Here is a 25,881-nt window from a genome sequence, read left to right as displayed (position 1 = left end):
TGCAAAATTTAGCCCCCAGCCCCGCGCGGCCACCCGTATACTCGCCGCACATGACTTCCACTCCTGCACGCGCGCCCGTGAGCCCGTGGGTGCTCTCGGCGTTCTGGTTCGGCACCGCCTTTCACTGGCTGGCGCTGCTGCTGATTCTCATGCCGGCCAACGTGCTGGAGTTCGTGGGCGAAGCCCGCAAAGGCTCGTACGTGGGGCTGCTCACCGTGATTGGCGCGGTAATGGCCCTGGTGATTCCGCCGCTGGTGGGGGCCCACAGTGACCGCACTGGGCGGCGCTTGCCCTACCTGAAGCTGGGGGTGGGGGTCAACCTCGCTGGCCTGGGGGTCATGGGGCTGGCGGTGGCCCTGCTGGACGGCATGCCCGGCTTCTGGGTATACGTGCTGGGCTTTTTGCTGGTGCAGTTTGGCAACAACTACGCCACCGCGCCCTACTCGGCCCTGATTCCGCAGCTGGTGCCGGTGTCGCAGCGCGGGCGCTACAGCGGGGCGATGGGCATGCTGCAGGCGGCTGGGCAACTGCTGGGCGCGCTCAGTGCGTTCGCGCTGGGGCAGCTGCAGTTGCCGTCCATCACGCTGTTTGTGCTGACGGCCGTCATGCTGCTGGTGCCCGCCCTGGTCACCATGCGCGGCGTGCCGGATGATCCCGTTTCGGCGACCCCGCAGGCCGCCCAACCAGCCGCCCACTGGACCACGCTCTTTGCCCACCGCCCCTTTCTGTGGGTGTTCATCACGCGCGCGCTGTTTGCGCTGGGGCAGTATTCGGTGCAGCCCTTCTTGCAGTACTACAACGGCGACGTGCTGGGCCAGAAGGATCCGGTGACCTCCAACTCCATCATGCTGGCGTGCATTATCGTGGCCAGCATTGTCTCGGCGCTGATTGGCGGACGCCTGAGTGACCGCGTGGGGCGCAAACCGGTGATTTACGTGGCGGGCACCACCATGGCGGGCGCCGCGCTGCTGCTGCTGGTCGTGCCCTCCTTTGCGCTGGCCCTGCCGCTGGCGGCGCTGTTCGGCCTGGGCTTTGGGGCCTTTACCAGTGTGGACTGGGCGCTGGGCAGCGACGCCATGCCCAGCGAACGCTCCTTTGCCCGCGACATGGGCATCTGGCACGTGGCTTTTGTGGCGCCGCAGTTTATCGGCGGGCCGCAGGGGGTGCTACTGGACTGGGGCAACGCCCGCGCCGAGAATCTGGGCTACACCCTGGTCTTTGGGCTGGCGGCGGCGTTTTTCATGCTGGGCGTCGTGCTGGTGCGCAACGTCCCCGAGCGCCTGCACGGCGAAGGGGCAAGGCAAGCAGCCTGAGGGTGCGGCCCCTCCAGCAATCTTCAGGGCACCTTTGGGCGGCGTTCAGACGGTGGCAGACCTCTCAATCTGCCCGGCGGGCCCCATGCGACGGTGACGGCATGAGCGACATAACCCGCCAGGAGGCCCTCACCAAGATCGGCGCGATGATCAAGGACGTGAAGTTCGCCATGCTGACCGTGCAGAGCGAGAACGGCCACCTCAAGGCCCACCCCATGACCACCCAGGACGTTGAGTTTGACGGTGACCTGTGGTTCCTGGGCGGCAAGGACACCGAGCAGGTGCGCAACATGGCCGCCCGCCCACAGGTCAACGTGAGCTATTCCAAGCCGGACAAGGGCATTTACGTGAGCCTGCAGGGCACCGCCACGCTGGTGGAAGACCGCGCCAAGCTGGACGAGCTGTGGAACGAGATGTACAAGGCCTACTTCCCCGAAGGCAAGGACGACCCGAACATCCAGTTGATCCGCATTGAGGCCCACGGCGCCGAATACTGGGAGAGCGACGGCAAGATTCGCAGCCTGCTGGGGCTGGCCAAGGGCCTGCTGACCGGCACCCAGGCCAAGCAGGGCGAAAACGAGCGCGTCTCGCTGTAAGCCAAGCCAGCAAAGAGCCCCAGGGAGGAAACCCCTGGGGCTCTTTCGCGCACGTCTGCTTACTTCAGGTTCTTAATCACAGCGGGCGTGAGGTTGGTGGCGTTCTCGTTGGCGTAGACCACCAGACTGGTCTGGGCGGCCACCTGCTCATCCAAGACAATCGTGTAGCCGTTGGTCTTGGCGGCCTTGGCCACGGCGGCGTTCACTTTGCTGGCCAGCGGCTTGAAGGCGGCGTCAATGCGCGCGGCGTAATTGTCGCGCACACTGGCGTACGCCTGCTGCGCTTTGGCCAGCGCCTGACGGTCGGCGGCGCTGCGGGTGGCGGCGGCCTTGGCGGCCAGATCTTCGAGGCTCTTTTGGCGGGCACCCAGGTCGGCGGCCACCTTGGCGTTCAGGTCCAGATACGCCTTGCTCTCGGGCAGGGCCTTGACCGCCTGCTGGACATTCACGATGCCCACGCGGGATTTGGCCTGCTGGGCGTGGGGCACGGTCGACAGCAGGGCCAGGGGCAGAATCAACCAGATCTTGTTCATGCCGGGGGCCTCCTTGGGGGGCGAAGAAAAAGCAGGCCCCTGGCGTCGGGGGCCTGCCCAGGCCAGGGCGGCCTTACTTAACGGCTTTGGCCACGGCGTCGGTGATTTCGGCGCTGCCGTCGGCGTAGATCACGAGGCCACTCTTGGCGGCGACGTCGCGGTCCATGATGATGCTGTAGCCGTTGCTCTTGGCCACGTTGCTGATGGCGGCGTCCACGGCCTTTTCCACCACAGAGATCTTGGGTTCCAGCTGCTTGTCGTAGGCGTCGGCCTTGGACTGGATGGTCTTGACCAGCGTCTCGCGGGTCTGCTTGTCGGCGGCGGTGGCCGAGGCGCCCTTGGCGTCAATGGCCTTGATCTGCTTGTCCAGGGCGCCCAGTTCGGCGTCGGCCTTTTTCTGGATCTCCTGGATTTCCTTGTCCATGGGGTGGGCCGCCAGCAGCTTGGACACGTCCACAAAGCCCACCTTCTGCGGGGTGGTCTGGGCGTGTGGGGCGACCGTGCCCAGGCCGAACGCGGCGGCAAGGGCCAGAGGAGCCATGACTTTGGCGCTGATCTTCATGCCCGGCAACGTATCATGGGCCTTTCTGAGCCGAATGAAGCCCAGTGCATGCGCCTCACATCTGCCGTCAGCCCCGGGTCAGGCCCGGACGCGGGGCTTCCACCCCGCAGCCCACCCCGTACACTGGGCCCATGCTCGTACGCGATTGGATGACCCCCGACCCCATCACGGTCACGCCAGACACGCCCGTCATGGACGCGCTGAGAATCCTCAAGGAAGGCAACTTCCGCCGCCTGCCGGTGGTGGACCGGGGCCAACTGGTGGGCATCACCACCCGCAAGGACCTGAAAGACGCCATGCCCAGCAAGGCCACCACCCTCAGCGTGTGGGAACTGAATTACCTGCTGAGCAAGCTGACCGTGGCCGAGATGATGGCCCGGCCCGTCATCACGGCCGCCGAGGGTGAATACATGGAAGACGCCGCGCTGCGCATGCAGGAGCACCATGTGGGCGGCCTGCCGGTGCTGAACGATGCCGGCGTCCTGAGCGGCATCATCACCACCATGGACGTGCTGCGCGCCTTTACCGGCATTCTGGGCATGCGCGAGGGCGGTAAGCGCCTGACCCTGGACATGCCTGACGTCCCTGGCAGCCTGGAGCGGGCCACGGGCGCCGTGCTGCCCAGCAACATCATCAGCGTGGCGACCTTTGGGGGCGAAAATGGCCGCCGCCGCTTTGTGATGCGCGTGAACGGCGAAGGCGTGAAAGACGTGCGCCGCCGCGTACAGGATGCAGGGATTGACGTGCTGGAATAACGGCAAACAGGGGGCGGCCCGGCCATCTTACGTGACCGGGCCGCCCCCTGTTGACCCGCCTTACAACTTGGACACCGCGTACTCGCCCATCAGGCGCGGGATGTTCACGCCCGTGGTGCTCACCGAATTCTTGAATTCCATCGTGTGGTTGATCTCGATGATGGTCAGGCCGCCCCACTCGTTCCCGGCGCGCGGGTCTTCCACCAGATCAATCGCCACGATCTGCCCCTGCACGGCGGCGGCGGCGCGGACGGCAAGGTCGGCCAGTTCGGGGGTGAGGGGGCAGTTGCTGGCCTTGGCGCCGCGCGCGGTGTTCGTGATCCAGTGTTCACTGGTGCGGTAAATGGCGCCAATACACTGCCCGCCGACCACAAACGCGCGGATGTCGCGGCCCGGCTTGTCCACCAGTTCCTGCACGTAAAAAATGCCGTGCTGCGGCCCGCCCAGCACCTCCTTGTGCTCAATGACAGCCTCGGCGGCGGCGCGGTCATTCAGGCGGCTGACCATGCGGCCCCAGGAGCCCACGGTGGGTTTCAGGACCACCGGGTAGCCCAGGGTTTCAATGAGGGCCAGGGCGCTCTCGCCGTCAAAGGCCACGCCCGTGCGGGGGGTGGGCAGTCCGGCGGCGTGCAGCGCGGCGTTGGTGGCCAGCTTGTCGCCGCAGACCTCGATCACGTGCGCGGGGTTGATCACCTGCACCCCAAAGCCTTCCAGCGCGCGGGTGACCGCGTGGCCCCGGCTCTGGCTCACGCAGCGTTCAATCGCCACGCGCCAGGGCACCCCTCGGCGGCCCTGCTCGTCAAAGGTCAGCGTCAGCTGGGGCGTGTACACCTTGTCGTAGGGCACACCCAGATCGTCCAGGGCCTCAAAGAGCATCTTCTCGTCGGGGCGGATGCGGTCGTACAGCACGGCCAGTTCAGCCATAGGGGCCTTTCCGGGGGCAACGGGTCAGCGGCGGTCAGGGCAGGCGCTGAGGCCCCCCCGACCGCCGCCGGGCCACGTTACTCGCCCCAGTCCTCCGCTTCTTGCGGGGCGGCTTCCAGGCGGGGCGGGTCCACCGAGACGACTTCGTATTCCACGCCGGTTTCATCGTCAATGACCAGTTCGCCCAGTTCGGGGTTGGTCAGTTCGATGGCGGCGCCGGTATCAGGGTTTTCAAAGACAACAGTAGGCATAGCTTCTCCTTGCGTTTGATAGGCTAAGTCAAAATACGCTTTGCGTTTGATGTTGTCTGGACAGGCCGCTTTACCTTCACTCCGGCTCGTCGCTCAGGTCCAGCTCAAACTTCGATTTGCAGTGCGGGCAGGTCATCAGGCTGACCTCAGTGCCGTCCTGGCTGCGGGTAGCCGGCGCGGCGGCGAGCATATCGGGCGTCACCTCGAATTCCTCGTCGCAGTGGGGGCAGGTGGTCATGGCGCTCAGCAGGTCCAGCTCAAAGTCCTCGCCGCCGCCGTTGCGCGTGACTTCCATCTCGCTGTGGCACGACGCACACACGATCACGTCGCCCACGGCCAGTTCGGCGCGGTCCTCGTCCGTCAGTTCCAGCACTTCCTCACAGATCGGACATTCCACTTCCAGAATTGCCATGCGCCCAGTTTAGGCGTCCTCGCCCGGAAAGCGCCCGTGCTTCTTGAAAAAGGCCAGAATGCTGCCTTCCTGCAGGGCCTCGCGCAGAAAGGCCGGAGGTGGGGGCAATTGCACCGCGCCGCCGGCATAGGTCAGCACGCCGGAATTCACGTCCAGCGTCACCTCATCGCCGTCGTGCAGCACGCCCGTCAGGTCGTATTCAAAGGCGGGAATGCCCAGGTTCAGCAGGTTGCGGTAGTGAATCCGCGCGAAGCTGGGCGCCACGATGCCGCCAATCTGCAGCTTTTTCAGCGCCTGGGGGGCATATTCGCGGCTGGACCCCAGCCCCCAGTTGCGCCCGCCAATGAGCAGATCGCCGGGCTGCACCTGCGCGGCGAACTCCGGGCGGATGTAGTGAAAGGCGAAGGTCTGAAAGCGGTCCTCGCCTGCCATAAAGGGCGCGAACTTGCCCGGCAGGATGTCGTCGGTGTTCACGCTGTCGCCAAATGTCCAGACTCGGGGCATGTCAGGCCCTCCTTTCCAGCGGGGCCACCGCCACCGCCTCGACTTCCACCAGCACGTCGGCCCGGAAGAAGGCACTCACTTGAACCAAGGTGCTGGCCGGGGGCTGGGCCGTGTTCACGAAGTCGTCGCGCACGCGGCGCAGGGTGGGCAACCCGGCCATGTCCAGCACGTACAGACCCAGCTTGACCACATCGGCAAAGGTCATGTCGGCCGCTGCCAGCGCGTGCGCCACGTTCTGAAAACACTGCCGGGCCTGGGCCTCAAAGTCGCCGGGGCCTACCAGTTCGCCCCCGGCATTCAGGGCCACCTGGCCGGAAATGTACAGGGTGCGGCCACCGCGCACCTCCACAGCCGGGGTGTAGCCCCGGGCCCGGGGCAGCGTTTCGGGGAGATGAAAGACGGTCTCGCTCACGCGGCCCCCACGTCTTCGGGCAGGGCGATCACGCCGCGAACCGCCGTGGCTGCCGCCACCGCCGGACTGGCGAGGTAAATCTGCGCGTCCTTGTCGCCCATGCGGCCGATAAAGTTGCGGTTGCTGGTGCTCACGCAGACCTCGCCGGGGGCCAGCACGCCCTGGTGGCGGCCCATGCAGGGCCCACAGCCGGGGGTGCCCAGCACTGCCCCGGCCCGCTGCAGGGTCAGCAGGGTGCCGTCGGCCATCGCCTGCTCCATCACCTCGCTGCTGGCGGGAATCACCAGCAGCCGCGTGCCCGGAGCCACCCGCTGTCCGCGCAGCACCGCCGCCGCCGCGTGCAGGTCTTCCAGGCGCCCATTCGTGCAGGTGCCGATAAACACCTGATCCACCTTCAGGCCGCGCAGCGCGGCCACGTCGTGCACGTTGTCCACCTCGCTGGGGGCGCTCATGCGGGGCGCGAGACTGGAGAGATCGAGTTCGAGTTCACGGACATAGAGGGCGCCGGGATCGGGGTACACCCAGTCGGGCACGTCGTACCCGTTCAGAATCTCGCCGCCGGGCACCACGAGGCCGGTCTTGGCGCCCGCTTCCACGCACAGGTTCGCCAGGGTCATGCGCTCGCCACGCGTGAAGCGGTCTCCGGCATGGATTTCGATGCTCTGGTAGGTGGCGCCGTCGGCCCCCAGCACCCGGATCATCTCCAGGGCCACGTCCTTGGCGCCCACGCCGGGGCGCACCTCGCCGTGCAGGGTGACTTTTACGCTCTCGGGCACCTTCAGCCACGTCTTGCCGCTGGCGGCGGCCAGGGCAATGTCGGTGGCGCCCATGCCGGTGCCGAACGCCGCCACCGCGCCGTAGGTCGTGGAGTGGCTGTCGCTGCCCAGCACAATCCAGCCTGGGCGCGCCAGTCCCTCCTCCACCAGCACCTGATGGCAGATGCCCCGCCCCACGTCGAACAGCCGCACGCCGGTCTGGGCGGCGTATTCGCGGGCCTCTTTCTGCGCCTGCGCCACGCTGACGGTGCTGGCGGGGGCCACATGGTCAATCACGATGCTCACGCGCTCGGGGAACCTGGGCTGGGCCCCCAGGTCGCGCGTCATGCGCTCAATAAAGCTCTGGGCGATGGAATCCACCACCATCACCTGATCCACTTCCACCACGGCGAGGTCCCCGGCGTACACCGGGCGCCCCCCCCGCCTGGACAGAATTTTCTCCGCCATGGTCTGCGGCCTGCTGACAGCTGTCATGCGCCCATAATGCCGTCTGCCCAGACCAGGAGCGTGAGATTGACTGGAATAGAGACAGAATTGTTTTCAATCGCCAAGGCGGGGGCGATCTCTTGCTGTTGTCGGCGCACCCCCTTCCCCGCCCACCGTGCGCTTTTCCTCTGTTTTGAACCCGGGTCAAGACAGCGGGTCAGCTGTGTGCCACAGTGCACCCTGTACCAAAAATCCAACCTCGCCGCCCCGGGGCGCGCGGCTGCGTGTGGTCAGCGGTGACCGGCGTGGGCGCCTGCACCGCGCCCTGGTGGGCGGCCCCCCTGGGAGCCCCATGACTGGTTCACGTTCCTTCCTGCTCCTTGCCCTGACCGTCACCGCTGGCCTGCTGGCTGGCTGCGCCGCCCCGGCGGCGGCCCCCGAGCCCGCCCTGCACGCGGCGGCCACCCCCACCCCGCCCGAGCCCACCGCCACCCCCGCGCCCATGACCGACCTGAGCCGCACCTACCCGGGCGGCCGGGCGATGACGGCACAGGTGCTGGACAAGAGCGTGCCGCTGATCCTGGTGCATGGCCTGGGGGGCTTTGGGCGCGACGAGGGGCTGGGGCTGCGCTACTGGGGCGGACTGCTGGATGTACAGGAAGACCTGCGTGCCCAGGGCTACCGGGTCTTTACCGCCAGCCTGGGCCCGGTGAGCAGCAACTGGGACCGCGCCGCCGAGCTGTACGCGCAGATCAAGGGCGGGTGCGTGGATTACGGCGCGGCGCACGCGGCGCAGCACGGGCACGCCCGCACCGACAGCGCCAAGTGTTACCCCGGCTTCTATCCGCAGTGGGACGCTGCTCACCCAGTCAACCTGCTGGGGCATTCGATGGGGGGCCAGACGGCCCGCACCCTGGTGAAGCTGCTGGACGACGGCCACCCGGCCAACGCGGGCAGCGGCGCCCTGTTCACGGGCGGGCGCGCGGGCTGGGTGCGCAGCGTGATGACCGTCAGCAGCCCCAACAGCGGCAGCCCGGCGGCCGACACCCTGCAGGCAGCGGTGCCCATGTTCAAGAACCTGATTCTGGCCTTTGCCGCCAGCGTGGGCGCCGCCGACCCCGAGAACTTTGTCTACAACTTCGACCTGGGGCAGTGGGGCCTGAGCCGCGCGCCCGGCGAGCGCTTCAGCACCTACCAGAACCGCGTGTTCGCCTCGCGCGTGTGGACCAGTAGGGACCAGGCCGCCTGGGACCTGGGCCCCGACGGCGCGGCCGAACTCAACCGCTGGCTGGGCCGCAGCCGCACCACCCGTTACTTTTCCTGGGAAACGAACGCCACCACCCCGGGCCTGCTCACCGGCTGGCACTACCCCAACCTCACCATGAACCCGGTGCTGTCGGCCGTGGCCTTTCCCTACGCGCCGCCCCTCAGCCCAGGGCTGGGCAACATCGGCGGGCGCAGCCCCGGCGGGGCCGTGACCTATGACCGGAGCTGGTGGGCCAACGACGGCATTGTGCCGGGCAAATCCATGAACGCGCCCCTGAACGAAAGCAGCGTGGCTTACAGCGGCGGCGCCACCCTGCCGGGCCTGTGGTATCGCCTGGGCCGGGTGGACGGCTACGACCACATTGACATCACGGGCAATCTGTCGTTCCGGGACGTGAAGGCCTTTTACCGCAATCAGGCGGCGTTCCTGGCGAACCAGAACTGACGGCCCGGGGGGCACTCTTGGGGAACCGTTGAGCTGTTTGCGGCCTGCGGTGGGCGTTCGGCCAGCCGGACTTTAGGGTTCCCCAATCCCCACCCGGCCCGGCGCTGGGCAAGGTAAAGGCATGACCTCTGCCCTGCCCGGCCTGCACCCCCTGAGTGAGCCTGGGGCCTACGACGCCCTGCTGGCGCGCATGGGGGCGCGGCGCTTCGTGCTGATCGGGGAAGCCTCGCACGGCACCCACGAGTTCTACCGCGAGCGCGCCGCGCTGACCCGCCGCCTGATCGAGGACCATGGCTTTACCGCCGTGGCTGTGGAAGCCGACTGGCCCGACGCCTACCGGGTGAACCGCTACGTGCGCGGCCAGAACGGCGACCACAGCGCCGCCCAGGCCCTGGGGGACTTTGGGCGCTTCCCGCGCTGGATGTGGCGCAACGAGGACGTGCGCGACTTCGTGACGTGGCTGCGCGGCCACAACGAGCGCCGGCCGCAGGCACAAGCGGGGTTCTACGGCATTGACCTGTACAGCCTGCACCGCTCGATGGACGCGGTGGTGGCCTACCTGGACGGCGTGGACCCGGCCGCCGCGCAGCGTGCCCGGCAGCGCTACAGCTGCTTTGAACCCTACGGCGACGACCCCCAGAGTTACGGGCTGGCCACGGCCTACGGGGTGGACGAGCCCTGCGAGGACGAGGCGGTGGCCCAGCTGCTGGAGTTGCAGCGCCGCGAGGCCCAGACCCACGGCCCGGACCTGCTGGCGGGCGACGACCTGTTCTACGCCGAGCAGAACGCCCGGCTGGCCCTGAACGCCGAGCGCTACTACCGCGAGATGTTCCGGGGCCGCCTGGACACCTGGAACCTGCGCGACACCCACATGGCCGACACGGTGGACGCCCTGGCCGAGCACCAGCGGGCCCAGGGCCTGGAACCCCGGATCGTGGTGTGGGCCCACAACTCGCACCTGGGCGACGCGCGGGCCACTGAGGTCAGCTGGCGCCAGGGGCAGGAAAACCTGGGCCAGTACCTGCGGGAGCGCCACCCGGGGCAGACCTTCATCCTGGGCCAGAGCACCCACAGCGGCGAGGTGCTGGCCGCCGATGACTGGGGCCAGCCTGGACGGGTGAAGGGGGTGCGCCCGGCGCTGGCCGGCAGTGTGGAAGCCGCGCTGCACGACCTGGGCGTGGGCGACTTCTGGCTGGACCTGCAGGGCGAGGTGCCCGAAGCCCTGCAGGCCGAGCGGCTGCAGCGCTTTATCGGCGTGATCTACCGCCCCGGAACCGAGCGCCAGAGCCACTACTACCACACCCGCCTGCCCGAGCAGTACGACGCGCTTCTGTACCTGGACCAGACAGCCGCGCTGGTGCCGCTGGACGCGGGGAGTGGGAGCGATGAGGGCGAGTTGCCGGACACCTACCCCAGCGGGCAATAGGCCCAAGCGGAGGCCTCAGCGCTGTGCATGGCCTGACCGTCTCGTGATGTTTCCCAGGCGGCAGTGTCATCATTCTGTCTGATGCCCGGCCTGAGCGCTTGCCCCGACCATCCCGCCCCGCCGCTGGGCCCTGCCCTGCTGGCCGAGGGGCTGGGAACCTTTGTGCTGACCCTGATGACCGTGGCCGCTGCCGCGCTGGCCCAGGGCCACCTGCTGCCCGACCTCGTGGCCCACGCCTTGACCCCCGCCCTGGTGATCCTGACCATGATCTTCACGCTGGGCGACCTCTCCGGGGCCCATTTCAATCCCGTGGTCACGCTGGCCTTCGCGCTGCGGGGCGCCTTTCCCTGGGGGCGGGTGCTGCCTTACGTGGGGGCCCAGTTCGCGGCGTCAGCTGCCGCCGCGGCCCTGCTGCGCACGGTGACGCCGCTGCCCCACCCCACCGAGCGGGTGCTCGCGGCCGGGGCGACGCTGTTGGAAGTGGGCGCGACCTTTTTCCTGCTGACGGTGATTCTGGGTGTGGCGCACCGCAACCAGACGCTGAAGGTCAGCGCGGGGCTCATTGTGGGGACGGCCGTGGGCCTGGACCATCTGCTGACCAATCCGCTCTCGGCGGTGGCGATGAACCCCGCCAAGAGCTTTGGGCCAGCGCTGCTGCGCGCCGATCTGGCCGGCAGTTGGCCGCACCTGCTGGGGCCACTGGCCGGGGCCCTGCTGGCGCTGGCCTTCACCCGGCTGACCCGGGACCCTGCCAACGCCCAGGAATGCGAGGCGGCGCAGGGCAGAGACAGATTCCAATAGCTCATCCAAGAGTTGTACGAAAGACTAATATCCCCGAGGTTGCATCAAAAAATCTTGCGCAAACTTTACTCCTGTGGGAGAGCCACCACGAAGGAAGGGCTGTAGGCGTGCCCCCTTCCTGTCCAACCAAATAAATATGTCGAATGCCGGCAGTATTGGAAGAAGCCTTTTGTGTGCTCTGGGATCAGATACAAGTCTGAGAGGCGTTTGACCTTCAAACTCCGAATATCCATATATACACTCTTCCAAATCGCCCACATCAGCATAGCTTGCATTTAAGATGATAAGGCACCGAATACTTGGATATCCCCTCAGCTGCTCATAAGCCTTTTCGATGCAATTTGACACGCGATTAACCGAGTTGTCCTCGCGGCTATGCATCGACATCGTCATACCTTCCTCATGAACCTGCATCTCTTCCACTTCAGACCAGCCAGGAGTTTGGGATGGGTCTACACGCTCAAGGGTCTTCAGTTCTGCGTAACCAATCAAATTAGCATCAAAACTGATTGAAAAGTCGGGTGTTTTTGTTGTGGATTCGGGAATTTTTTCTAAAATTAATCCATAGGTTCTCTCCATCCAATCTTTTACCAGTTGCTCAGGGTCCATATCCTGAGCATACTTCGTGCTGCTTGCTAATAGACTGCATAAAATCAATCCCCTTCCCGATTCGGGGAAGGGAATAGGATCAGCAGATCGCTTTAGGAACTGAACTTAAATCGCCAGGCCCTGCGCGTGGGCGCTGACATCCTTGCTCTCGTACTGCCCGGGCGGCAGGCCGATGGTGGGCATGTTCGCCTCGAACTCGTCGCTCCAGCCCACTTCATCCAGGGCCTTTTTCCAGGCGCCGATGCTCTCGTTGCGGTAGATCTGGTAGGCGGCCATGCCCACCTCGGGGCCGCCGCGCGCGATCACACTTTCCACCCAGGCCCACTTGGCCGACACGTTGCGCAGTTCGGCGGTGGTGCGCAGCTCCTTCTGAATGCGCTTCATGCGCTTTTCGATGGTCTGCACGCCCGCAAAGGGGTCAGCAAAATGCGGCGTGTGGCGCTTGGGCACGAAGGGGCTGATGCCCAGCGCGATGCGGTTGATCTTCGCCAGTTCCCTGGTGAACTCGATCAGCTCGGTGATGTCGTCGTCGTTCTCCGGGCCCAGGCCGATCATCATGTACACCTTGATGCCCTTGAAGCCCAGATCGCGGCTGATGTGCGCGGTCTTGAGGAGGTCCTCGGTGGTGATGCCTTTTTTCAGCCAGCGGCGCAGGCGCTCGCTGGGGGCGTCGCTGGCCACCGTAAAGGTGCGCAGGCCGCCTGCTTTGAGGATCTCGGCCAGTTCGGCGTCCACGGTGTCGGCCCGAATGCTGCTCACGCCCAGCTTGATGCCCCGGTCGGTCAGCACGCGGCCCACGTACTTGGTGTGCGGAAAGTCGCTGAGGGCCGCGCCCACCAGGCCCACCTTCTCTACCCAGTCGGGGATGGTGTCCAGCAGTTCCTGGGCCTGGTTGTTGCGGTTGGGGCCATACATGGTCCGGGCCAGGCAGAAGGTGCAGGGGCGGGGGCAGCCGCGCTGGGCTTCAACCAGGAACATGTTGCTCAGCTCGCTGTGCGGGGTCACGATCTGGCTGTAGGCGGGCAGCAGTTCCTTAGGCGCGGTGGCCCACTTGGGCTCGTGCGCGTGGCGCGCCGGCAGGAAGATGCCGGGCATGCCGTCCACGAGGTCATAGAAGTCCTCTCGGCTGTTCGCCTCGCGCAGCGCCTCGCTGATCACGGGCACGATCTGCTCGCCGTCGCCAATCACGATGATGTCGGCAAAGGGCGTCAGCGGGTAGGGATTGGAACTGGTAAAGGGCCCGCCGATCATCACCAGGGCGTCAGTGTCGTCGCGCTCTTCACGCAGTGGGCGCAGCCCGGCCACGTCCAGCGTACGGATGATGTTCGTCAGGTCCAGCTCAAAGGACACGCTCAGGGCAAACAGCTGGCAGTCGCCGGCGTCGCGCCCGGTTTCCACCGTGGGCAGCGCCTGCCCGGTGCGCTCGAAGGCCTCCACATCGTCGGGCAGGAAGGCACGCTCGCAGGCCACGCCTTCTTCCTGGTTGAACATGCGGTAGATGACCTGATACCCCAGCGAGGCCATACCCACGCTGTAGCGGTTGGGAAAGGCCAGGGTCACGCGGATGGGGGCCTGTTTGAAGATGGTGCCGGTTTCGGCATCCAGAAGGGGTTTTAAGGTGGTGCGCCAGTAACTCAAGGGTCCTCCGGGGAAGGGGCGCGCCGGAGGAAAGCCCGGGACAGACAGGGCTCAGGCGGCGCGCGTCACAATCTGCGATTTTACCGCATTTTCCCACATGAACTGTTGGGCGGCTCACGCCCCGCCGGGCGGCGCGGCCCCCTGCGGGTACAGCCAGCGCAGGAACACCAGGAACAGGCCGATGACCGTGGCGGTGCTGGTGGTCAGGAAGGCCACCACGACGGTGCTGTCGAGCTTGAAGGCCCGGCCCCCCAATTGCCCCCAGCCCACGGCCAGCGTCAGCACGATATCGGCGGCCAGCCACCCGGCCGACAGCAGAAACACAATGGCGCCCACCCCCAGGCGCAACCAGCGCTGATCTACGGCCTCGCGGTAGCGCAGTTCGCGGGTGCGGCGTTCCAGTTCGGCCTGGGTGGGCAGGTCGCGCCGCTCGGCTTCCAGGCTGTGCTGCACCGTACGCGCAATCGCCGCCGAGGTGCTGTCCGGCGCTGCGGCAGGTGGGGCGGCTGGGTCGGGGCGCGTCACCGTCAGGCGCTGCGGGCCAGGGCCGTGTAGTACTCGCGCGTGACCTGATCGGGAATGAGGTCGGGGGCCTGCCCGTAAATCTGGGACCAGGGACTGCCGGGCCGGTGGGTCAGGCGCGACAGTTCCAGGCCGTCCATCTGACCGTAGGCGGCCCAGACACTGCGAATCACGTCCAGCGCCTCGGGGTCGCCGGCCAACTCGGGTTCGCCCTGGGCCACCGGCAGGCGGCCCTCAATGGGCTGGGTGCCGCGCTCGCCCCACAGTTGCCACAACCGGCGCACCACCGGCCCGCCGCGCCACGCATGCACGGTGTTGTAAATGAGTGGCCGGCCCAGCAGCGCCAGGGTAAAGCCGTGCGCGATAAACACCAGCTTGTGCACCTGCATCTGGGTCAGAGCGCGGCCCTCTTCCCGGGCCAGTTCCAGAAAGGCGTTCGCCACCACTTCGGCGGCGTAGCCGGTGCGCTGCGGGTTGGTGATGGCGATGGTCATAGGCAGGCCTCCTTTCTGTCTGCAGCGTAACATGTTTGGGGCAGAAGAGCTTGCGTTCAGGCGCCTGGGGAACGCAGGGGCAGGGGCGCTGCGCCCGTTAAGGGCGGGCCTCGGGGGCCGGTTCAGGCGAGGCGGGGGTGGGCGCCGCCTGGGCCGCCCGGTGGGGCTGGGGGCCGGGCGCCGGGGTGACGGTGAGCCGCGTGCCCGGACGCCACGCGCTGGCCACAAAGTACACCAGCCCCGAGAGCCCCCCCGCCACCAGCAGGAACCACAGCAGGCGCCCCAGCACGCCAGCCGCGCCCACGATAAAAATGCCCAGCCCGGTCAGCAGCTGGCCCAGCAGCCATACCAGCGCCAGCGCCGTGACCGCCAGCAACACCACGCCCGCCAGGGCCAGCAGAACGCGCGTCATGGGGGCAGTCTAGCAGTGTGAGCTCCTGACCCACTGTTCAGCCGCGCAGTGACACCTGACCGGGCCCTGGCTGCCCTACCCTGGGCAGTTGTGAACACAGTCGAGACCGAGCTCTTGGTGGTGGGCGGCGGTGTGGCCGGGGCCTACGCGGCCCTGACGGCGCGCAGCTACGGCGCGGACGTGCTGCTGGCCTGCAAGGGCGCGCTGACCGGCGGCTCGACCCGCTGGGCGCAGGGCGGCGTGGCGGCGCCCGTGGAGAGCGGCGACGAGGCCAGCCACGCCGCCGACACCCTGAAGGCGGGCCGGGGCCTGTGCGAACCCGACGCGGTGGCGGTCTTCGTGCGCGAGGCCCGCACCCAGGTGGACACCCTGCGCGACCTGGGCGTGACCTTTTCCCCGCATGTGACGCTGGAAGGCGGCCACAGCCGCGCCCGGATTCGGCACACCGGCGACGCCACCGGGTACGCGGTCAGCCTCGCCCTGAGCACGGCTCTGCGCGCAGGACAGGGGCCGGCCCTGCAGGTGCAGGAGGGGGCGTTTGTGCAGACCCTGCGCCGCTCGGGCGGGCGGGTGGTGGGCGCCGACCTGCTGACCCCGGCTGGGCCCGTGCGGGTGCGAGCCGGCGCCGTGCTCCTGGCCACCGGGGGCTTTGGGCGTCTGTTCGGCGTGACCACGGCCCCCCCCGAGGGCACCGGCGACGGCGTGGGGCTGGCCTGGACGGCAGGCGCAGCCCTGCGCGACCTGGAATTCGTGCAGTTTCACCCCACCGCCGTGGTACGCGGCCACGAGGCCCAGCTGGTGACCGAGGCGGCGCGCGGCGAGGGCGCCCAGCTGCTGAACGCCCGGGGCGAGCGCTTCATGGCCCGCTACGACGAGGCCCTGGAACTGGCCCCGCGCGACGTGGTGGCGCGCGCCATTGCCGCCGAAATGGCGGCCACAGGCGGCGTGTGGCTGGACCTGCGCCATCTGGGCGAGGCGTTCGTGCACGCGCGCTTTCCCACCGTCACCGAATCGCTGGGCCGCTGGGGCCTGAATCCGGGCACCGACCTGATTCCGGTGCAGCCCGCCGTGCACTACACCATGGGCGGCGTGCAGACCGATGTGGACGGCCGCGCTACGGTGCCGGGCCTGTACGCGGCGGGCGAGGTGGCCTCCAGCGGACTGCACGGCGCCAACCGGCTGGCCAGCAACAGCCTCTCGGAAGGGCTGGTGTTCGGGGCGCGGGCCGCCCGCGCCGCCCTGGCTGAGTTGCGCACGCCCCAGGACGATGGCGAGGCGCCCCCACTGGCCGGGGTGGACCCCGCCTGCCTGCCCAGGCTGCGCGCCGTGATGGACCAGGCGGCGGGCCTGCGCCGCAACGCAACGGACCTGGAGGCCGCGCTGGCGGGCTGGACGTGGCCGGCCGCGCCCCAGGCCACCCGCGCCAGCCTGGAAGCCGGGCACCTCGCCACCCTGGGAGAACTGCTGCTGCGGGCCGCCCTGGCCCGCAAGGAGTCGCGCGGCGGACACTGCCGCACCGACTTTCCCGCCGAGACCACGCCCCCCAGGCACACCGTCTGGGGGCAGGGCCGCGACGGCCAGCCGGTCCTGCGCGAGGTGCCCGTGGGGCTGGCCGTGGGGGTCCGGTGAAGGGCGCGCACACCTGCACGCCCGCTTCCGGCGAATACGCTAGGGTTCTGCCCGTGCGTTCTCTCCGTCTTCTTCCCCCGCGTCCTGTCCCGGGCCGGTCATGCTGAGCCTGGATGACCGCCTGCTCGCCGCCCTGGCCGAGGACATTGGGCGCGGCGACGCTACCACGCTGGCGACCATTCCCGCCCATCAGCCGGCCCGCGCTGAAGTCCTGCTGAAAGAGCCCGGGGTGCTGAGCGGCCTGGAGGTGGCGGCGCGCGTGTTTGCTCTGGTGGACGAGCGCGTGACCGTCACCTGGACCGCCCAGGACGGCGAGGCGCGCGAACGCGGCGTGTTTGGCACCCTGACGGGCCCGGCGCGCAGCCTGCTCACTGGCGAGCGGCTGGCCCTGAACCTTCTGCAGCGCCTGAGTGGCGTGGCGACCCAGACGCGGCGGTATGTGGACGCGCTGGGCGAAGGACAGACGCGCCTGCTGGACACCCGCAAGACCACGCCGCTGTGGCGCGACCTGGAAAAGCAGGCGGTGCGCCACGGCGGCGGTTTCAACCACCGCGCGGGGCTGGACGACGGCCTCCTGATCAAGGACAACCATGTGGCGGCGGCGGGCGGGATTGCCGAGGCGATTCGCCGCGCCCGCGAGTACGCGTACCTGCTGAAGGTGGAGTGCGAGGTGCCGGACCTGCCGGGGCTGGACGAAGCCCTGCGCGCAGGGGCCGACCGCGTGCTGCTGGACAACATGAACGACGCCCTGCTGGCCGAGGCGGTGGCCCTGCGTGACCGCGTGGCCCCCCACGTCACCCTGGAGGCCAGCGGCAACATGACCCTGGCGCGCCTGCCCCGCGTGCAGGAAAGCGGCGTGGACTTCGTGAGTGCCGGCGCCCTGACCCATTCGGCCCCCGCCCTGGACATCAGCCTGAACTTTCAGCCCGAGGACCAACCATGAAGAATCTCAACGAACCCGCCCCGGTGGTGCCGCGCCCCCAGGTACCGCACCGCGACCTGCTGCAGCTGCAAGTTCTGCCCGATGAGGCCCAGTTGCGCGCCGACATCGAGCGCCTGCGCCGCGAGAAGAACGCCGTCATCCTGGCCCACAACTACCAGCGCCCCGAGGTGCAGCAGATCGCCGACTTCGTGGGCGACTCGCTGGGCCTCTCGCGCCAGGCCGCGAAGACCGACGCCGAGGTGATCGTGTTTGCGGGCGTGCACTTCATGGCCGAAACCGCCGCAATCCTGAACCCAGAAAAGACCGTCCTGCTGCCGGACCTGCGCGCGGGCTGCTCGCTGGCCGACACACTGACCGCTCAGGGCATCCGCGACTGGAAGGCGGCGAACCCCGGCGGGCTGGTCGTGACCTACGTGAACACCACCGCCGACGTGAAGGCCGTTTCGGACTACTGCGTCACCAGCGGCAACGCCGTGCAGGTTGTGCAGAGCCTCCCGGAAGGTGTGCCCGTCCTGTTTGCCCCGGACCGCTACCTCGCCGCCCATGTGATCCGCGAAACGGGCCGCCAGATGGACGTGTGGGACGGCGCTTGTCACGTCCACGAGGCCATTCGCCCCGAAGACGTGCAGGGCCAGCAGGCCGCCTACCCGGACGCCGAACTGCTGATTCACCCGGAATGCGGCTGCTCCAGCAAGATTCTGGGCGCCATTCCCGAACTCCAGCTGTACTCCACCGAGGGGATGATTGGCCGCGCCAAGACTAGCCCCGCGCAGGAATTTATCGTGGTGACCGAAACCGGGATGGTCACGCGCCTGGAGAAGGACGTGCCGGGCAAGACCTTCATTCCGGTCAGCCGCACCGCCTGCTGCGAGTACATGAAGATGATCACGCTGGAGAATGTCCGCGACAGCCTCGTGAACCTGCAGCCGCGCGTGACGGTGCCCGAGGCGATTCGCGTCCGGGCGCTGAAGCCCATTGAGCGTATGCTCGCCATTGGTTAACAGCCCGCCTGAGGTGACGGCGTGCCTGCCCAACATCTGGCGCAGGCACGCTTTCGTTGATCTGACGGGTTACGCGGGTTCAGCCAGCCAACGGCGAACATCGGCTGTCCAGGTGTCTCGCGGCCACACCTGCTCTGTGCCCGTGGCGAGGTGCCGCACGCGGACCACCCCAGCGGCCAGTTCATCCTCACCCACAATGGCCACCAGCACGAACCCCTTTCGGGCGGCGTACCGCAGTTGCTGCCCCAGGCGGTCGGACTCCAGGTACATCTCCGTGTTGATGCCCGCCTGCCTCAACTCGGCGCCCAGGCGAAAGGTTTCTGCCCGCAGGGTCTGGCGCAGCGTGGTCACGAGGACCGGCGCGCAGGTGGCGGCAGCTGGCGCCAGTACGCCCGCAGCCATCAGGGCCGGGACAAACCGGCTCACGCCGATGGACATGCCCACGCCTGGAAAACGCTCAGGGCCAAAGGCCTCGGCCAGATTCTCGTACCGCCCCCCGGAACAGATGCTGCCTAGCGTCGGAAAGGCCTGCAACCCGGTTTCGTAAACCGTGCCCGTGTAGTACCCCAGCCCCCGGGCCACACTCAGGTCCAGGCGGTAGTGGGTGTCCGGCACGCCCAGCGCCTGCATGGTGGCTGTCACGTCCTGAAGTTCCTGAATGCCCTGCTCCAGGGCGGCATTCAGTGGCAGGGCACCGGCCGCAAGGTCATCGAGCACCTGCGTGCCTGGGCGTGAGGCGGTGGCCAGTTCGAGAAAGGTCGTGACCCGGGCGGGGTTCAGCCCACAGGTGGACGTGAGCTGCGTACGCACCGCGTCTATGCCAATCTTCTCCAGCTTATCGAGCACGCGCAGGGCGGCGGGAACCAGGGCGGCGGGCAGCCCCGCTCCGGTGGCCCAGCCCTGCAGCAGTTGCCGGTGATTCAACCGAATGCAGAAGGGGCCCACCCCAATGGCGCTCAGGGTGTCGCTGATCACGGCAGGCAGCAGGGCGTCGTAGGTTAGGCCAAGGCGGCCACGGCCCACCACGTCCAGGTCAGCCTGGTAGAACTCCCGAAACCGGCCAGCCTGGGGCCGCTCGCCCCGCCACACCTTCTGAATCTGGGCGCGTTGAAACGGAAACACCAGCCCGTCCGCGTGCTGGGCCACGTAGCGCGCCAGGGGCACGGACAGGTCGAAGTGCAGGGCGAGTTCCGTTTCGGTGCTGCCAGAACCGGTGGTGAGGCGGGACAGGGTGTAGATTTCCTTGTCGTCGCCTCCGCGGGCCACCAGCGTGTCCCGTCGTTCTACTGCTGGCGTTTCTATAGACGTAAAGCCGTAACGCTCATATGTCGCGCGGATGGTGGCCAGCACGCGGTCAAAGACCAACTGCTCAGCGGGCAGGAATTCGGGAAAGCCACTGATGGGCGTGGGTCGGGTCATGGTGGGTGCAGGGTCCTGGCGCACCTGAACGCTGCATCCCATTCAGGCCGGAATGAACGAAAGCCGGGCTCAACGCACGCAGGCGGAGCACAGGGGCTGTCGAACGTCCTGAATGTCGGTGAAAAGCAGCCATGACAGTCACCTTACGTGAGGCGCGCGGCGCAACGAAATGAGGCAGACGGCCTATTGACGGCCGCCTGCCCCGGTTGAAGGAAGGTTACGCCTTGCTGGCCTTGATGTTCTCGATAATCCGGTCGGCGAACTCGCTGGTCTTCACTTCCGTGGCGCCGTCCATGCCACGGGCGAAGTCGTAGGTCACGGTCTTCTGCTGGATGGTGGCGTCCAGACCCTTCAGGATCAGGTCGGCGGCCTCGGTCCAGCCCATGTAGCGCAGCATCATCTCGCCGCTCAGGATCACGGAGGAGGGGTTGATGACGTCCTTGCCGGCGTACTTGGGCGCGGTGCCGTGGGTGGCCTCGAAGATGGCGTGGCCCGTCACGTAGTTGATGTTCGCGCCGGGCGCGATGCCAATGCCGCCCACCTGCGCCGCCAGCGCGTCACTGATGTAGTCGCCGTTCAGGTTCAGCGTGGCGATCACGTCGTAGTCGGTGGGGCGCAGCAGGATCTGCTGCAGGAAGTTGTCGGCAATCACGTCCTTGATGACGATGCCGTTGGGCAGTTTGAGCCAGGGGCCGCCGTCCAGTTCCACCGCGCCGAATTCGCGCTTGGCGAGTTCATAGCCCCAGTCGCGGAAGCCGCCTTCCGTGAACTTCATGATGTTGCCCTTGTGCACCAGCGCCACGCTCTTGCGGCCATTGTCCACGGCGTACTGGATAGCGGCGCGCACGAGGCGCTCGGTGCCTTCCTTGGACACGGGCTTGATGCCAAACGAGCTGGTTTCGGGGAAGCGAATCTTCTTGACGCCCATTTCGCGGGTCAGGAACCCGCGCACCTTGTCGGCCTCGTCGGTGCCGGCCTTGTACTCAATGCCCGCGTAGATGTCTTCGGTGTTCTCGCGGAAGATCACCATGTTCACGTCACCTGGGCGCTTGACGGGGCTGGGCACGCCCTCGAAGTACTGCACCGGGCGCACGCAGGCGTACAGGTCCAGTTCCTGGCGCAGCGCCACGTTGATGGAGCGGATGCCGGTGCCCACGGGGGTGGTCAGCGGGCCCTTGATGCCGAACAGGTACTCGTTAAAGGCGTTGATGGTGCCCTGCGGCAGCCACTCGTTCTCGCCGTAGACTTCCAGGCTCTTTTCGCCCGCGTAGACTTCCATCCACTCGATCTTGCGTTCGCCCCCGTAGGCCGCTTCCACTGCCGCGTCCAGCACGCGCACGCTGGCGCGCCAGATGTCGGGGCCCGTGCCGTCGCCTTCCACGAAGGGAATGATGGGGTGGTTGGGAACGGTCAGCTGGCCGTTCTGCATGGTGATCTTTTCGCCCTGCGCGGGCACCTTGATGTGCTTATCCATGTCGGCCCTACTGTACTCCACCCGGTGAAAAGCCGCCCCGGCGCAGCTGTTACCCGAACGGTTTAGACGCGGTTCAAGAAAGGACCAGCGGGCCGCTCAGGGAGCGGGCAGAACAGGGCGGCCGGAGGCCCTTGTCCGCCAGCAAGTGTCTGAAAAGAGGCTACCGCTGGGCACCCATCCCTTCACGCTGATGTTGGCTGCCATACCCCTCCCCTGCTTTCCCTACACCCGGGCTTAAGGGACATGAAGGAAACCCTGGGGGAAGCCCCCGGTTCACCTGAAGGGTTGCTCACCTGCCCCGCACCAGCGCGCGGCACTCTGAGAGGACCCAGACCGGGAATTCACCTCACAGGAGGACCTGATCCATGAGTGACAAGAGCACCGCTGGTAACATGCTGGACGCCGCCAAGGCCAAGGTGAACGAGGCCGCCGACCGCGCCCGCGAGGCCGGACACAACGTGGCCCACGCTGTCACGGGGGACGCCCACCACAAGGCCGAGGCCCTGGAAGACCGCGCCAAGGCCGAAGTGCACAACGCCCAGGCCCACGCCGAATACAGCGAGGGCAAGCGCGAAGCCACCGACGGCGACGGCCACTAACACCTGCAGCTTCCCTGAGCCAGCGCCTCTCTGTGTGGGGCGCTGGTTTCTTCATGCCCGCGTGCGCCCTGGCCGCTACACTGCCGGGCATGACCACAATCAGGCGGCGCGCCTCGCGCCGGGAACAACACCGCCTTGGCGGCACGGGCCTATAGGTCACGGCGCGCAACACGCCGACGGACATGCCTCTCTCAGCTTCTCCTGCCCACGCATCCGCGCCGACCTGAACGACGGCACCGATTCCTGGCACCTCAGCGCGGCGCAGGTGAGGGGCGCGCAGGCAATCACGCGGCCATCAGCGTTTTGCCGGGCCTCGCCGCCAGGATGTGGGGCGGCCCATCTGGACATGGTGGCGCCGATGGTGGGCAGTCGCGAAACGCGGCGCATTGCGGGCGACGGGCCCCTCACGCTGGCCGGTCGTCTGAACTGCGCTCGCTTCCCGGGCAGCATTTGTCGCAACCACTCCCCGGCGAACATTCACAGCCGGCACAGCGGCAAGCTGATCCATGAGCGTAGGGGCCGCGCCTGCCCCAGACCCCTCCCAGGAGGTTCCGCGCGCTGCCCGTTGGCGCCCCGAAGCTGCTGGCGCCAGGGCGCGCGCCAGCAGTCCGTTTGAAACGCAGTCGGCCAAGCGGAGCCAGCAGAACTGCTGTATCTTGGGCGAGGCGCGGCCGGGGCAGCGGTGCGGCACAGCGGGGACGCGCGCTGAACGTGGGCGCCCTGCAGGCCGATCTACAGGCGCGCGGGGAGGAAACGTTTGACAGCGGCTGCTTCCATTCAACGGCTCAAACGTGGCTCCTCAGCTTCACGTCTGCCCCGGTCTTTGGCAGAGCATCGCTCCGCTGGCGCAGGCACACCCGGGGTGACGCCGTGACCGGCCTGCCCCCCGGCACCCTCCTGCTGGTGCGCCACGCAAAGGCCGCCGGGCAGGCGCCAGAGGCCCCCCTGACCCCAGACGGCCAGCTCGGGGCCCAGGCACTGGCCACCGGGCTGGCGGACCTGGGCATCACCCGGATCGTCAGCAGTCCGTGGGCCCGGGCAGTGGCGACCGCGCAGCCGCTGGCCGGGGCCCTGGGCCTGGACATTCACACCGACCCCCGCCTGACGGAACGGGTGCTGACGGGTCGGCCGGTGGGCTGGTGGAGGGGCGCCCTGCGCCTGAGTTTTCAGGTGCCTGTCCTGCGCTTTCCGGGCGGAGAATCGGGGCGCCGGGCCGGGGTCCGCGCGCACGCTGCGCTGGCCGAGGCGCGCGACCCGGGGGGCGTCTGCGTGGTCGTCACCCACGGCAACCTGCTGGCCCTGGCACTGGGGCTGGGTTTTGCCGAGTGGGCCACCCTGCGCAACCCGGACGTCTGGGTGTGCTCGCCCGGCACCCCGCCCCGGCGACTGAGCCCCTAACCGCTACCCTGGGGCATGACCGCCTTTGCCCATCTGGCCACCACCCTGAAAGACGACCGGGCGTTCCAGATTCGCACCGGTCCCCCGGCGCCCTTCACCCCCCAGATCGCCGCGCTGGCCGACATGCTCACGTACGCCCGGCTAACCACCCTGCAGGCGGTGGCCGACATGACCCCCGAAGAACTGGACGCCGTGCCGCCGGGGCTGGGCAACTCCTGCGGCATGCTGCTGGCGCATCTGGCCGCGGTGCACCGCATTTACCACGCCCTGAGCTTCGAGGGCTACGACCCCTACGACAGTGAAGCGTTCGCCCCCCACCGCGTGGCCCTGGACCTGGGTGAGGCGGCGCGGGCGCAGCTTCGCGGCCACGATCTGGCGTGGTACGAGGCCGACCTGCGCGGGACGATGGCCCTCACGCTGGCTGGACTGGCCGGGCGCGACGATGAGTGGCTGGCCCAGCCTGTCCCGGCCGATCCCAGCATGAACCACCACTGGGCCTGGTTCCACGTGATGGAAGACGAGGTCAGCCACCGGGGCCAGATGCGCCTGATTCGCCGCCTACTGCAGCAAGAGGCCCCGTGAGCCGCCCCGCCTTTGCGGGCGATCCCCACGCCACGCCCATGACCGGGGGCGTGCCTTACACCATTGAGCGCCGCGTGCTGGCGGGGGTGCCCTGCCTGGTCGAGCGGCCCCCGGATGGTCAGTCGGTGCGCGCCCTGTGCGTCGTATACCACGGCGCCTGGGCCACCAAGGAGGGCAAACTGGGCGTGTACAGCGCCCTGACGGCAGCCGGAGCGGCCATCGTTTTGCCCGACAGCGCCCTGCACGGCGAGCGGCAGGACGACACCCCGCCCGGCCTGAATGCCCGCGAATACGTGTGGGAGAGCGTGCGCCGCACCGTGGCCGAAGCCCCTGCCCTGCTGGACGCAGCGCAGGCCATCTACGGCGCCGTTCCCGTCTGGGTGGTGGGGTCCAGCATGGGGGGCTACGTGGCGCAGACCCTGGGCCGCACCGAACCCCGCGTCGCGCGCGTGGCCGCGCTGATCACGTCTGGCGTCTGGCACGAACCCGACGTGCGGGTGCCCGCACTGCGCGCCTTTCTGGACGCCCACCGCCCCCTGACCCATGCGGGCGACCTGGCGCCCACGCCCCTGCTGCTGGCCAGCGGCGAGGCCGATGCCACCTTTGCGCTCGCCGCCCACCACGAACCCACCGCGCAGGCATACCGCGCCGCCTATGCCCAGGCCAGGCACCCGGAGCACGTCCAGGCGCGCACCTACCCCGGTGTGGGCCATTACACCAGCCGCCGCATGCGCGACGACGTGGTGGCGTTCTTGCTGGGTTGAAGGTACGCGGCGTCCTTACGGTGGCCCCCTCACCCTTCCGTCGCTGCGCTCCTCCCTCCTTCTCCCACACGGGGAGAGGGGAATATGGCAAGCGGGCAGGAGAGGTGCACGTCCTTTTAAGGCTGGATCACAGCGGAACCAGGGGATTCAAGGGCGTGACCAGATGCAGCCCAGAGCTGGCGGTAGCCCTCAACCACGCTGCGCCCATTTGTGGCTCGCGGCTCATCCACTTTCCTCAAATGTCCAGCCGCATTCCAGCATTGTGTCGACCAGCGGGAGAGGCCAGGAACACTCCAGAAATACGCTGCATCTGCCCTAAAACTTGAACGTGCAACTGGCCTGCCAGGCGCCCGTCCCAGGCTGTCCGCTGCGTTCCAGGCGATAGGTGGAGGTGAAGTAGCCCAGCCCCGAACTCTGCTGGCGCTCGAAGTAGGCGGTCACTGGCCCAAAGCTGGCCTGCGCCGTGTCGCTTTTGCCCGCGTTGGTGCGCCCCACCCACGCCTGGACGGCGGCCCGCTGCGTGCTGGTCGCGCCGAAGCAGCGCCCCGCGGTGCGCCCAACCACCTGCTGAAGCACACCGATCCGCGCCGGCTGCAGGGCGGCCACTTCCGGCTGGCCCCCGGTGGCGTCCAGGTCCACGGCCATCACACGGGCGGGGCTCTGGGCGGTCAGCGTCAGCAGGTAGCCCACGGTGAAACGCCCACGACCCGGCAGGGCGTAGGCAAAGGACCCCATGCCCTGGTGGGCGGCTCTGTCCCCGGTGCGCGCCACCACCTGGGTGCCCGGGAACAGGGTGTCGAACGGCGTCGTTTGGGCCCCGGCCCCACCCACTGCTGCCAGGGCCATTGTCCACAGCCACGCTTTGATCATGCCCGAGTGTGGCCCGCCCAGGCCGCCTCGATATGAGCCCTTCATGGAGAGAGGCAGCGGAATCGGGGACGATCCAGCAACCGAGCTTCCCGCCAGCTTGCTCCTCCACCCCACCTGTTCCTGGG

At 67.9% G+C, this 25,881-nt stretch carries 30 protein-coding genes; 14 read left to right on the top strand and 16 right to left on the bottom strand.

The window, feature by feature from the left end:
• The first annotated feature begins 50 nt into the window (after window positions 1-50).
• Both K7W41_RS00730 and K7W41_RS00725 read left to right on the top strand, forming a co-directional pair.
• Window positions 51-1,313 carry an MFS transporter gene (locus K7W41_RS00730; RefSeq protein ID WP_224603734.1) on the top strand — a complete coding sequence of 421 codons (1,263 nt, stop codon included), beginning with the start codon at window positions 51-53 and terminating at the stop codon, window positions 1,311-1,313.
• A 101-nt stretch (window positions 1,314-1,414) separates the two neighbouring features.
• Window positions 1,415-1,909 (top strand): pyridoxamine 5'-phosphate oxidase family protein, encoded by a 495-nt coding sequence (locus K7W41_RS00725; RefSeq protein ID WP_224603732.1) that lies wholly within the window; start codon window positions 1,415-1,417, stop codon window positions 1,907-1,909.
• Between the two features lie 59 nt (window positions 1,910-1,968).
• Here K7W41_RS00725 and K7W41_RS00720 read toward each other — a convergent pair whose 3' ends face one another.
• Together K7W41_RS00720 and K7W41_RS00715 are read right to left on the bottom strand one after the other, a co-directional pair.
• Window positions 1,969-2,442 carry an OmpH family outer membrane protein gene (locus K7W41_RS00720; RefSeq protein ID WP_224603730.1) on the bottom strand — a complete coding sequence of 158 codons (474 nt, stop codon included), beginning with the start codon at window positions 2,440-2,442 and terminating at the stop codon, window positions 1,969-1,971.
• 73 nt (window positions 2,443-2,515) lie between these two features.
• On the bottom strand, window positions 2,516-3,004 hold the full coding sequence (locus tag K7W41_RS00715) for an OmpH family outer membrane protein (RefSeq protein WP_224603728.1): 489 nt from the start codon (window positions 3,002-3,004) through the stop codon (window positions 2,516-2,518).
• 131 nt (window positions 3,005-3,135) lie between these two features.
• On the opposite strand from K7W41_RS00715, the gene K7W41_RS00710 reads away from it, so the two are divergent.
• Window positions 3,136-3,759, top strand: coding sequence for a CBS domain-containing protein (locus K7W41_RS00710; protein WP_224603725.1), 624 nt, complete (start codon window positions 3,136-3,138; stop codon window positions 3,757-3,759).
• A gap of 60 nt (window positions 3,760-3,819) precedes the next feature.
• On the opposite strand, the gene lysX is transcribed toward K7W41_RS00710, so the two are convergent.
• The 6 genes from lysX to K7W41_RS00680 form a co-directional block, all read right to left on the bottom strand.
• Window positions 3,820-4,683, bottom strand: a complete 864-nt coding sequence (gene lysX / locus K7W41_RS00705) for a lysine biosynthesis protein LysX (protein WP_224603723.1) — start codon at window positions 4,681-4,683, stop codon at window positions 3,820-3,822.
• A 77-nt stretch (window positions 4,684-4,760) separates the two neighbouring features.
• Entirely contained in the window at window positions 4,761-4,934 is a 174-nt protein-coding gene (lysW, locus tag K7W41_RS00700) for a lysine biosynthesis protein LysW (RefSeq protein ID WP_221088697.1), read from the bottom strand.
• A 76-nt stretch (window positions 4,935-5,010) separates the two neighbouring features.
• Window positions 5,011-5,346, bottom strand: a complete 336-nt coding sequence (locus K7W41_RS00695) for a phage terminase large subunit family protein (RefSeq protein WP_221088696.1) — start codon at window positions 5,344-5,346, stop codon at window positions 5,011-5,013.
• 9 nt (window positions 5,347-5,355) lie between these two features.
• On the bottom strand, window positions 5,356-5,850 hold the full coding sequence (locus K7W41_RS00690) for a LeuD/DmdB family oxidoreductase small subunit (protein ID WP_224603720.1): 495 nt from the start codon (window positions 5,848-5,850) through the stop codon (window positions 5,356-5,358).
• Window position 5,851: 1 nt separating this feature from the next.
• The gene (locus K7W41_RS00685; protein WP_224603719.1) at window positions 5,852-6,262 is read right to left on the bottom strand and encodes a RidA family protein; all 411 of its coding nucleotides are present in this window, start codon (window positions 6,260-6,262) and stop codon (window positions 5,852-5,854) included.
• Window positions 6,259-7,485, bottom strand: coding sequence for a 3-isopropylmalate dehydratase large subunit (locus tag K7W41_RS00680; RefSeq protein ID WP_396114785.1), 1,227 nt, complete (start codon window positions 7,483-7,485; stop codon window positions 6,259-6,261). The genes K7W41_RS00685 and K7W41_RS00680 overlap by 4 nt, the downstream gene beginning before the upstream one ends.
• Before the next feature lie 331 nt (window positions 7,486-7,816).
• Here K7W41_RS00680 and K7W41_RS00675 point away from each other — a divergent pair, with 331 nt between their 5' ends.
• The 3 genes from K7W41_RS00675 (at window position 7,817) to K7W41_RS00665 (ending at window position 11,402) form a co-directional block, all read left to right on the top strand.
• Window positions 7,817-9,175 (top strand): esterase/lipase family protein, encoded by a 1,359-nt coding sequence (locus K7W41_RS00675; protein WP_224603716.1) that lies wholly within the window; start codon window positions 7,817-7,819, stop codon window positions 9,173-9,175.
• 121 nt (window positions 9,176-9,296) lie between these two features.
• Window positions 9,297-10,601 carry an erythromycin esterase family protein gene (locus tag K7W41_RS00670; protein ID WP_224603715.1) on the top strand — a complete coding sequence of 435 codons (1,305 nt, stop codon included), beginning with the start codon at window positions 9,297-9,299 and terminating at the stop codon, window positions 10,599-10,601.
• Between the two features lie 81 nt (window positions 10,602-10,682).
• Window positions 10,683-11,402, top strand: a complete 720-nt coding sequence (locus K7W41_RS00665) for an MIP/aquaporin family protein (protein ID WP_224603712.1) — start codon at window positions 10,683-10,685, stop codon at window positions 11,400-11,402.
• 24 nt (window positions 11,403-11,426) lie between these two features.
• On the opposite strand, the gene K7W41_RS00660 is transcribed toward K7W41_RS00665, so the two are convergent.
• The 5 genes from K7W41_RS00660 to K7W41_RS00640 form a co-directional block, all read right to left on the bottom strand.
• Window positions 11,427-12,011, bottom strand: a complete 585-nt coding sequence (locus K7W41_RS00660) for a hypothetical protein (RefSeq protein WP_224603710.1) — start codon at window positions 12,009-12,011, stop codon at window positions 11,427-11,429.
• A gap of 105 nt (window positions 12,012-12,116) precedes the next feature.
• On the bottom strand, window positions 12,117-13,649 hold the full coding sequence (locus tag K7W41_RS00655; protein ID WP_224603708.1) for a B12-binding domain-containing radical SAM protein: 1,533 nt from the start codon (window positions 13,647-13,649) through the stop codon (window positions 12,117-12,119).
• A 114-nt stretch (window positions 13,650-13,763) separates the two neighbouring features.
• Window positions 13,764-14,174: a hypothetical protein gene (locus tag K7W41_RS00650; protein ID WP_224603706.1), complete on the bottom strand. Its 411-nt coding sequence runs from the start codon at window positions 14,172-14,174 to the stop codon at window positions 13,764-13,766.
• Between the two features lie 2 nt (window positions 14,175-14,176).
• Window positions 14,177-14,665, bottom strand: a complete 489-nt coding sequence (locus K7W41_RS00645) for a Panacea domain-containing protein (RefSeq protein ID WP_224603704.1) — start codon at window positions 14,663-14,665, stop codon at window positions 14,177-14,179.
• Between the two features lie 97 nt (window positions 14,666-14,762).
• On the bottom strand, window positions 14,763-15,077 hold the full coding sequence (locus K7W41_RS00640) for a hypothetical protein (RefSeq protein WP_224603703.1): 315 nt from the start codon (window positions 15,075-15,077) through the stop codon (window positions 14,763-14,765).
• Window positions 15,078-15,167: 90 nt separating this feature from the next.
• Between K7W41_RS00640 and K7W41_RS00635 the strand changes: the two genes are divergently transcribed.
• From K7W41_RS00635 to nadA, 3 genes are all read left to right on the top strand, one after another.
• Window positions 15,168-16,706: an L-aspartate oxidase gene (locus tag K7W41_RS00635; RefSeq protein WP_224603701.1), complete on the top strand. Its 1,539-nt coding sequence runs from the start codon at window positions 15,168-15,170 to the stop codon at window positions 16,704-16,706.
• A 100-nt stretch (window positions 16,707-16,806) separates the two neighbouring features.
• The gene (gene nadC / locus K7W41_RS00630) at window positions 16,807-17,649 is read left to right on the top strand and encodes a carboxylating nicotinate-nucleotide diphosphorylase (protein WP_224603699.1); all 843 of its coding nucleotides are present in this window, start codon (window positions 16,807-16,809) and stop codon (window positions 17,647-17,649) included.
• Complete coding sequence (gene nadA, locus K7W41_RS00625) at window positions 17,646-18,650, top strand: quinolinate synthase NadA (RefSeq protein ID WP_224603696.1); 1,005 nt, start codon at window positions 17,646-17,648, stop codon at window positions 18,648-18,650. Before nadC ends, nadA begins: the two co-directional genes overlap by 4 nt.
• 69 nt (window positions 18,651-18,719) lie before the next feature.
• On the opposite strand, the gene hisS is transcribed toward nadA, so the two are convergent.
• Together hisS and icd are read right to left on the bottom strand one after the other, a co-directional pair.
• Window positions 18,720-20,069 carry a histidine--tRNA ligase gene (gene hisS, locus K7W41_RS00620; protein WP_224603693.1) on the bottom strand — a complete coding sequence of 450 codons (1,350 nt, stop codon included), beginning with the start codon at window positions 20,067-20,069 and terminating at the stop codon, window positions 18,720-18,722.
• Between the two features lie 217 nt (window positions 20,070-20,286).
• A complete protein-coding gene (icd, locus tag K7W41_RS00615) occupies window positions 20,287-21,543 on the bottom strand; it encodes an NADP-dependent isocitrate dehydrogenase (RefSeq protein ID WP_224603689.1) in 1,257 nt (418 codons plus the stop codon).
• 365 nt (window positions 21,544-21,908) lie between these two features.
• Here icd and K7W41_RS00610 point away from each other — a divergent pair, with 365 nt between their 5' ends.
• The 5 genes from K7W41_RS00610 to K7W41_RS00590 all read left to right on the top strand — a co-directional run bounded on the left by K7W41_RS00610 (window position 21,909) and on the right by K7W41_RS00590 (window position 24,886).
• Window positions 21,909-22,142, top strand: coding sequence for a hypothetical protein (locus K7W41_RS00610; protein ID WP_224603686.1), 234 nt, complete (start codon window positions 21,909-21,911; stop codon window positions 22,140-22,142).
• Between the two features lie 34 nt (window positions 22,143-22,176).
• Complete coding sequence (locus tag K7W41_RS00605; RefSeq protein ID WP_318010881.1) at window positions 22,177-22,758, top strand: FAD-dependent oxidoreductase; 582 nt, start codon at window positions 22,177-22,179, stop codon at window positions 22,756-22,758.
• Window positions 22,759-23,012: 254 nt separating this feature from the next.
• Window positions 23,013-23,540, top strand: coding sequence for a histidine phosphatase family protein (locus K7W41_RS00600; protein ID WP_224603683.1), 528 nt, complete (start codon window positions 23,013-23,015; stop codon window positions 23,538-23,540).
• A gap of 15 nt (window positions 23,541-23,555) precedes the next feature.
• Window positions 23,556-24,122 carry a DinB family protein gene (locus K7W41_RS00595; RefSeq protein ID WP_224603682.1) on the top strand — a complete coding sequence of 189 codons (567 nt, stop codon included), beginning with the start codon at window positions 23,556-23,558 and terminating at the stop codon, window positions 24,120-24,122.
• Complete coding sequence (locus K7W41_RS00590) at window positions 24,119-24,886, top strand: alpha/beta fold hydrolase (protein ID WP_224603681.1); 768 nt, start codon at window positions 24,119-24,121, stop codon at window positions 24,884-24,886. Before K7W41_RS00595 ends, K7W41_RS00590 begins: the two co-directional genes overlap by 4 nt.
• Before the next feature lie 315 nt (window positions 24,887-25,201).
• Here K7W41_RS00590 and K7W41_RS00585 read toward each other — a convergent pair whose 3' ends face one another.
• The gene (locus K7W41_RS00585) at window positions 25,202-25,756 is read right to left on the bottom strand and encodes a hypothetical protein (protein WP_224603680.1); all 555 of its coding nucleotides are present in this window, start codon (window positions 25,754-25,756) and stop codon (window positions 25,202-25,204) included.
• Between the last annotated feature and the right edge of the window lie 125 nt (window positions 25,757-25,881).

Origin of the sequence: Deinococcus multiflagellatus (assembly GCF_020166415.1) — a bacterium.
Taxonomy (GTDB): domain Bacteria; phylum Deinococcota; class Deinococci; order Deinococcales; family Deinococcaceae; genus Deinococcus; species Deinococcus multiflagellatus.
Note: the sequence above shows the minus strand (reverse complement) of the source record. Positions and strands in the feature narration are given on the sequence as shown.

Bases quoted from the DNA above. Each gene is read 5' to 3' on its own strand.
- K7W41_RS00595 (WP_224603682.1), top strand. From the start codon at position 23,556: ATGACCGCCTTTGCCCATCTGGCCACCACCCTGAAAGACGACCGGGCG.
- lysW (WP_221088697.1), bottom strand. From the start codon at position 4,934: ATGCCTACTGTTGTCTTTGAAAACCCTGATACCGGCGCCGCCATCGAA.
- nadA (WP_224603696.1), top strand. From the start codon at position 17,646: ATGAAGAATCTCAACGAACCCGCCCCGGTGGTGCCGCGCCCCCAGGTA.
- K7W41_RS00585 (WP_224603680.1), bottom strand. From the start codon at position 25,756: ATGATCAAAGCGTGGCTGTGGACAATGGCCCTGGCAGCAGTGGGTGGG.
- hisS (WP_224603693.1), bottom strand. From the start codon at position 20,069: ATGACCCGACCCACGCCCATCAGTGGCTTTCCCGAATTCCTGCCCGCT.
- K7W41_RS00730 (WP_224603734.1), top strand. From the start codon at position 51: ATGACTTCCACTCCTGCACGCGCGCCCGTGAGCCCGTGGGTGCTCTCG.
- K7W41_RS00660 (WP_224603710.1), bottom strand. From the start codon at position 12,011: ATGGACCCTGAGCAACTGGTAAAAGATTGGATGGAGAGAACCTATGGA.
- K7W41_RS00680 (WP_396114785.1), bottom strand. From the start codon at position 7,485: ATGGCGGAGAAAATTCTGTCCAGGCGGGGGGGGCGCCCGGTGTACGCC.
- nadC (WP_224603699.1), top strand. From the start codon at position 16,807: ATGCTGAGCCTGGATGACCGCCTGCTCGCCGCCCTGGCCGAGGACATT.
- K7W41_RS00670 (WP_224603715.1), top strand. From the start codon at position 9,297: ATGACCTCTGCCCTGCCCGGCCTGCACCCCCTGAGTGAGCCTGGGGCC.
- K7W41_RS00665 (WP_224603712.1), top strand. From the start codon at position 10,683: ATGCCCGGCCTGAGCGCTTGCCCCGACCATCCCGCCCCGCCGCTGGGC.
- K7W41_RS00645 (WP_224603704.1), bottom strand. From the start codon at position 14,665: ATGACCATCGCCATCACCAACCCGCAGCGCACCGGCTACGCCGCCGAA.
- K7W41_RS00725 (WP_224603732.1), top strand. From the start codon at position 1,415: ATGAGCGACATAACCCGCCAGGAGGCCCTCACCAAGATCGGCGCGATG.
- K7W41_RS00610 (WP_224603686.1), top strand. From the start codon at position 21,909: ATGAGTGACAAGAGCACCGCTGGTAACATGCTGGACGCCGCCAAGGCC.
- K7W41_RS00675 (WP_224603716.1), top strand. From the start codon at position 7,817: ATGACTGGTTCACGTTCCTTCCTGCTCCTTGCCCTGACCGTCACCGCT.
- K7W41_RS00690 (WP_224603720.1), bottom strand. From the start codon at position 5,850: ATGCCCCGAGTCTGGACATTTGGCGACAGCGTGAACACCGACGACATC.
- icd (WP_224603689.1), bottom strand. From the start codon at position 21,543: ATGGATAAGCACATCAAGGTGCCCGCGCAGGGCGAAAAGATCACCATG.
- lysX (WP_224603723.1), bottom strand. From the start codon at position 4,683: ATGGCTGAACTGGCCGTGCTGTACGACCGCATCCGCCCCGACGAGAAG.
- K7W41_RS00710 (WP_224603725.1), top strand. From the start codon at position 3,136: ATGCTCGTACGCGATTGGATGACCCCCGACCCCATCACGGTCACGCCA.
- K7W41_RS00720 (WP_224603730.1), bottom strand. From the start codon at position 2,442: ATGAACAAGATCTGGTTGATTCTGCCCCTGGCCCTGCTGTCGACCGTG.
- K7W41_RS00715 (WP_224603728.1), bottom strand. From the start codon at position 3,004: ATGAAGATCAGCGCCAAAGTCATGGCTCCTCTGGCCCTTGCCGCCGCG.
- K7W41_RS00640 (WP_224603703.1), bottom strand. From the start codon at position 15,077: ATGACGCGCGTTCTGCTGGCCCTGGCGGGCGTGGTGTTGCTGGCGGTC.
- K7W41_RS00695 (WP_221088696.1), bottom strand. From the start codon at position 5,346: ATGGCAATTCTGGAAGTGGAATGTCCGATCTGTGAGGAAGTGCTGGAA.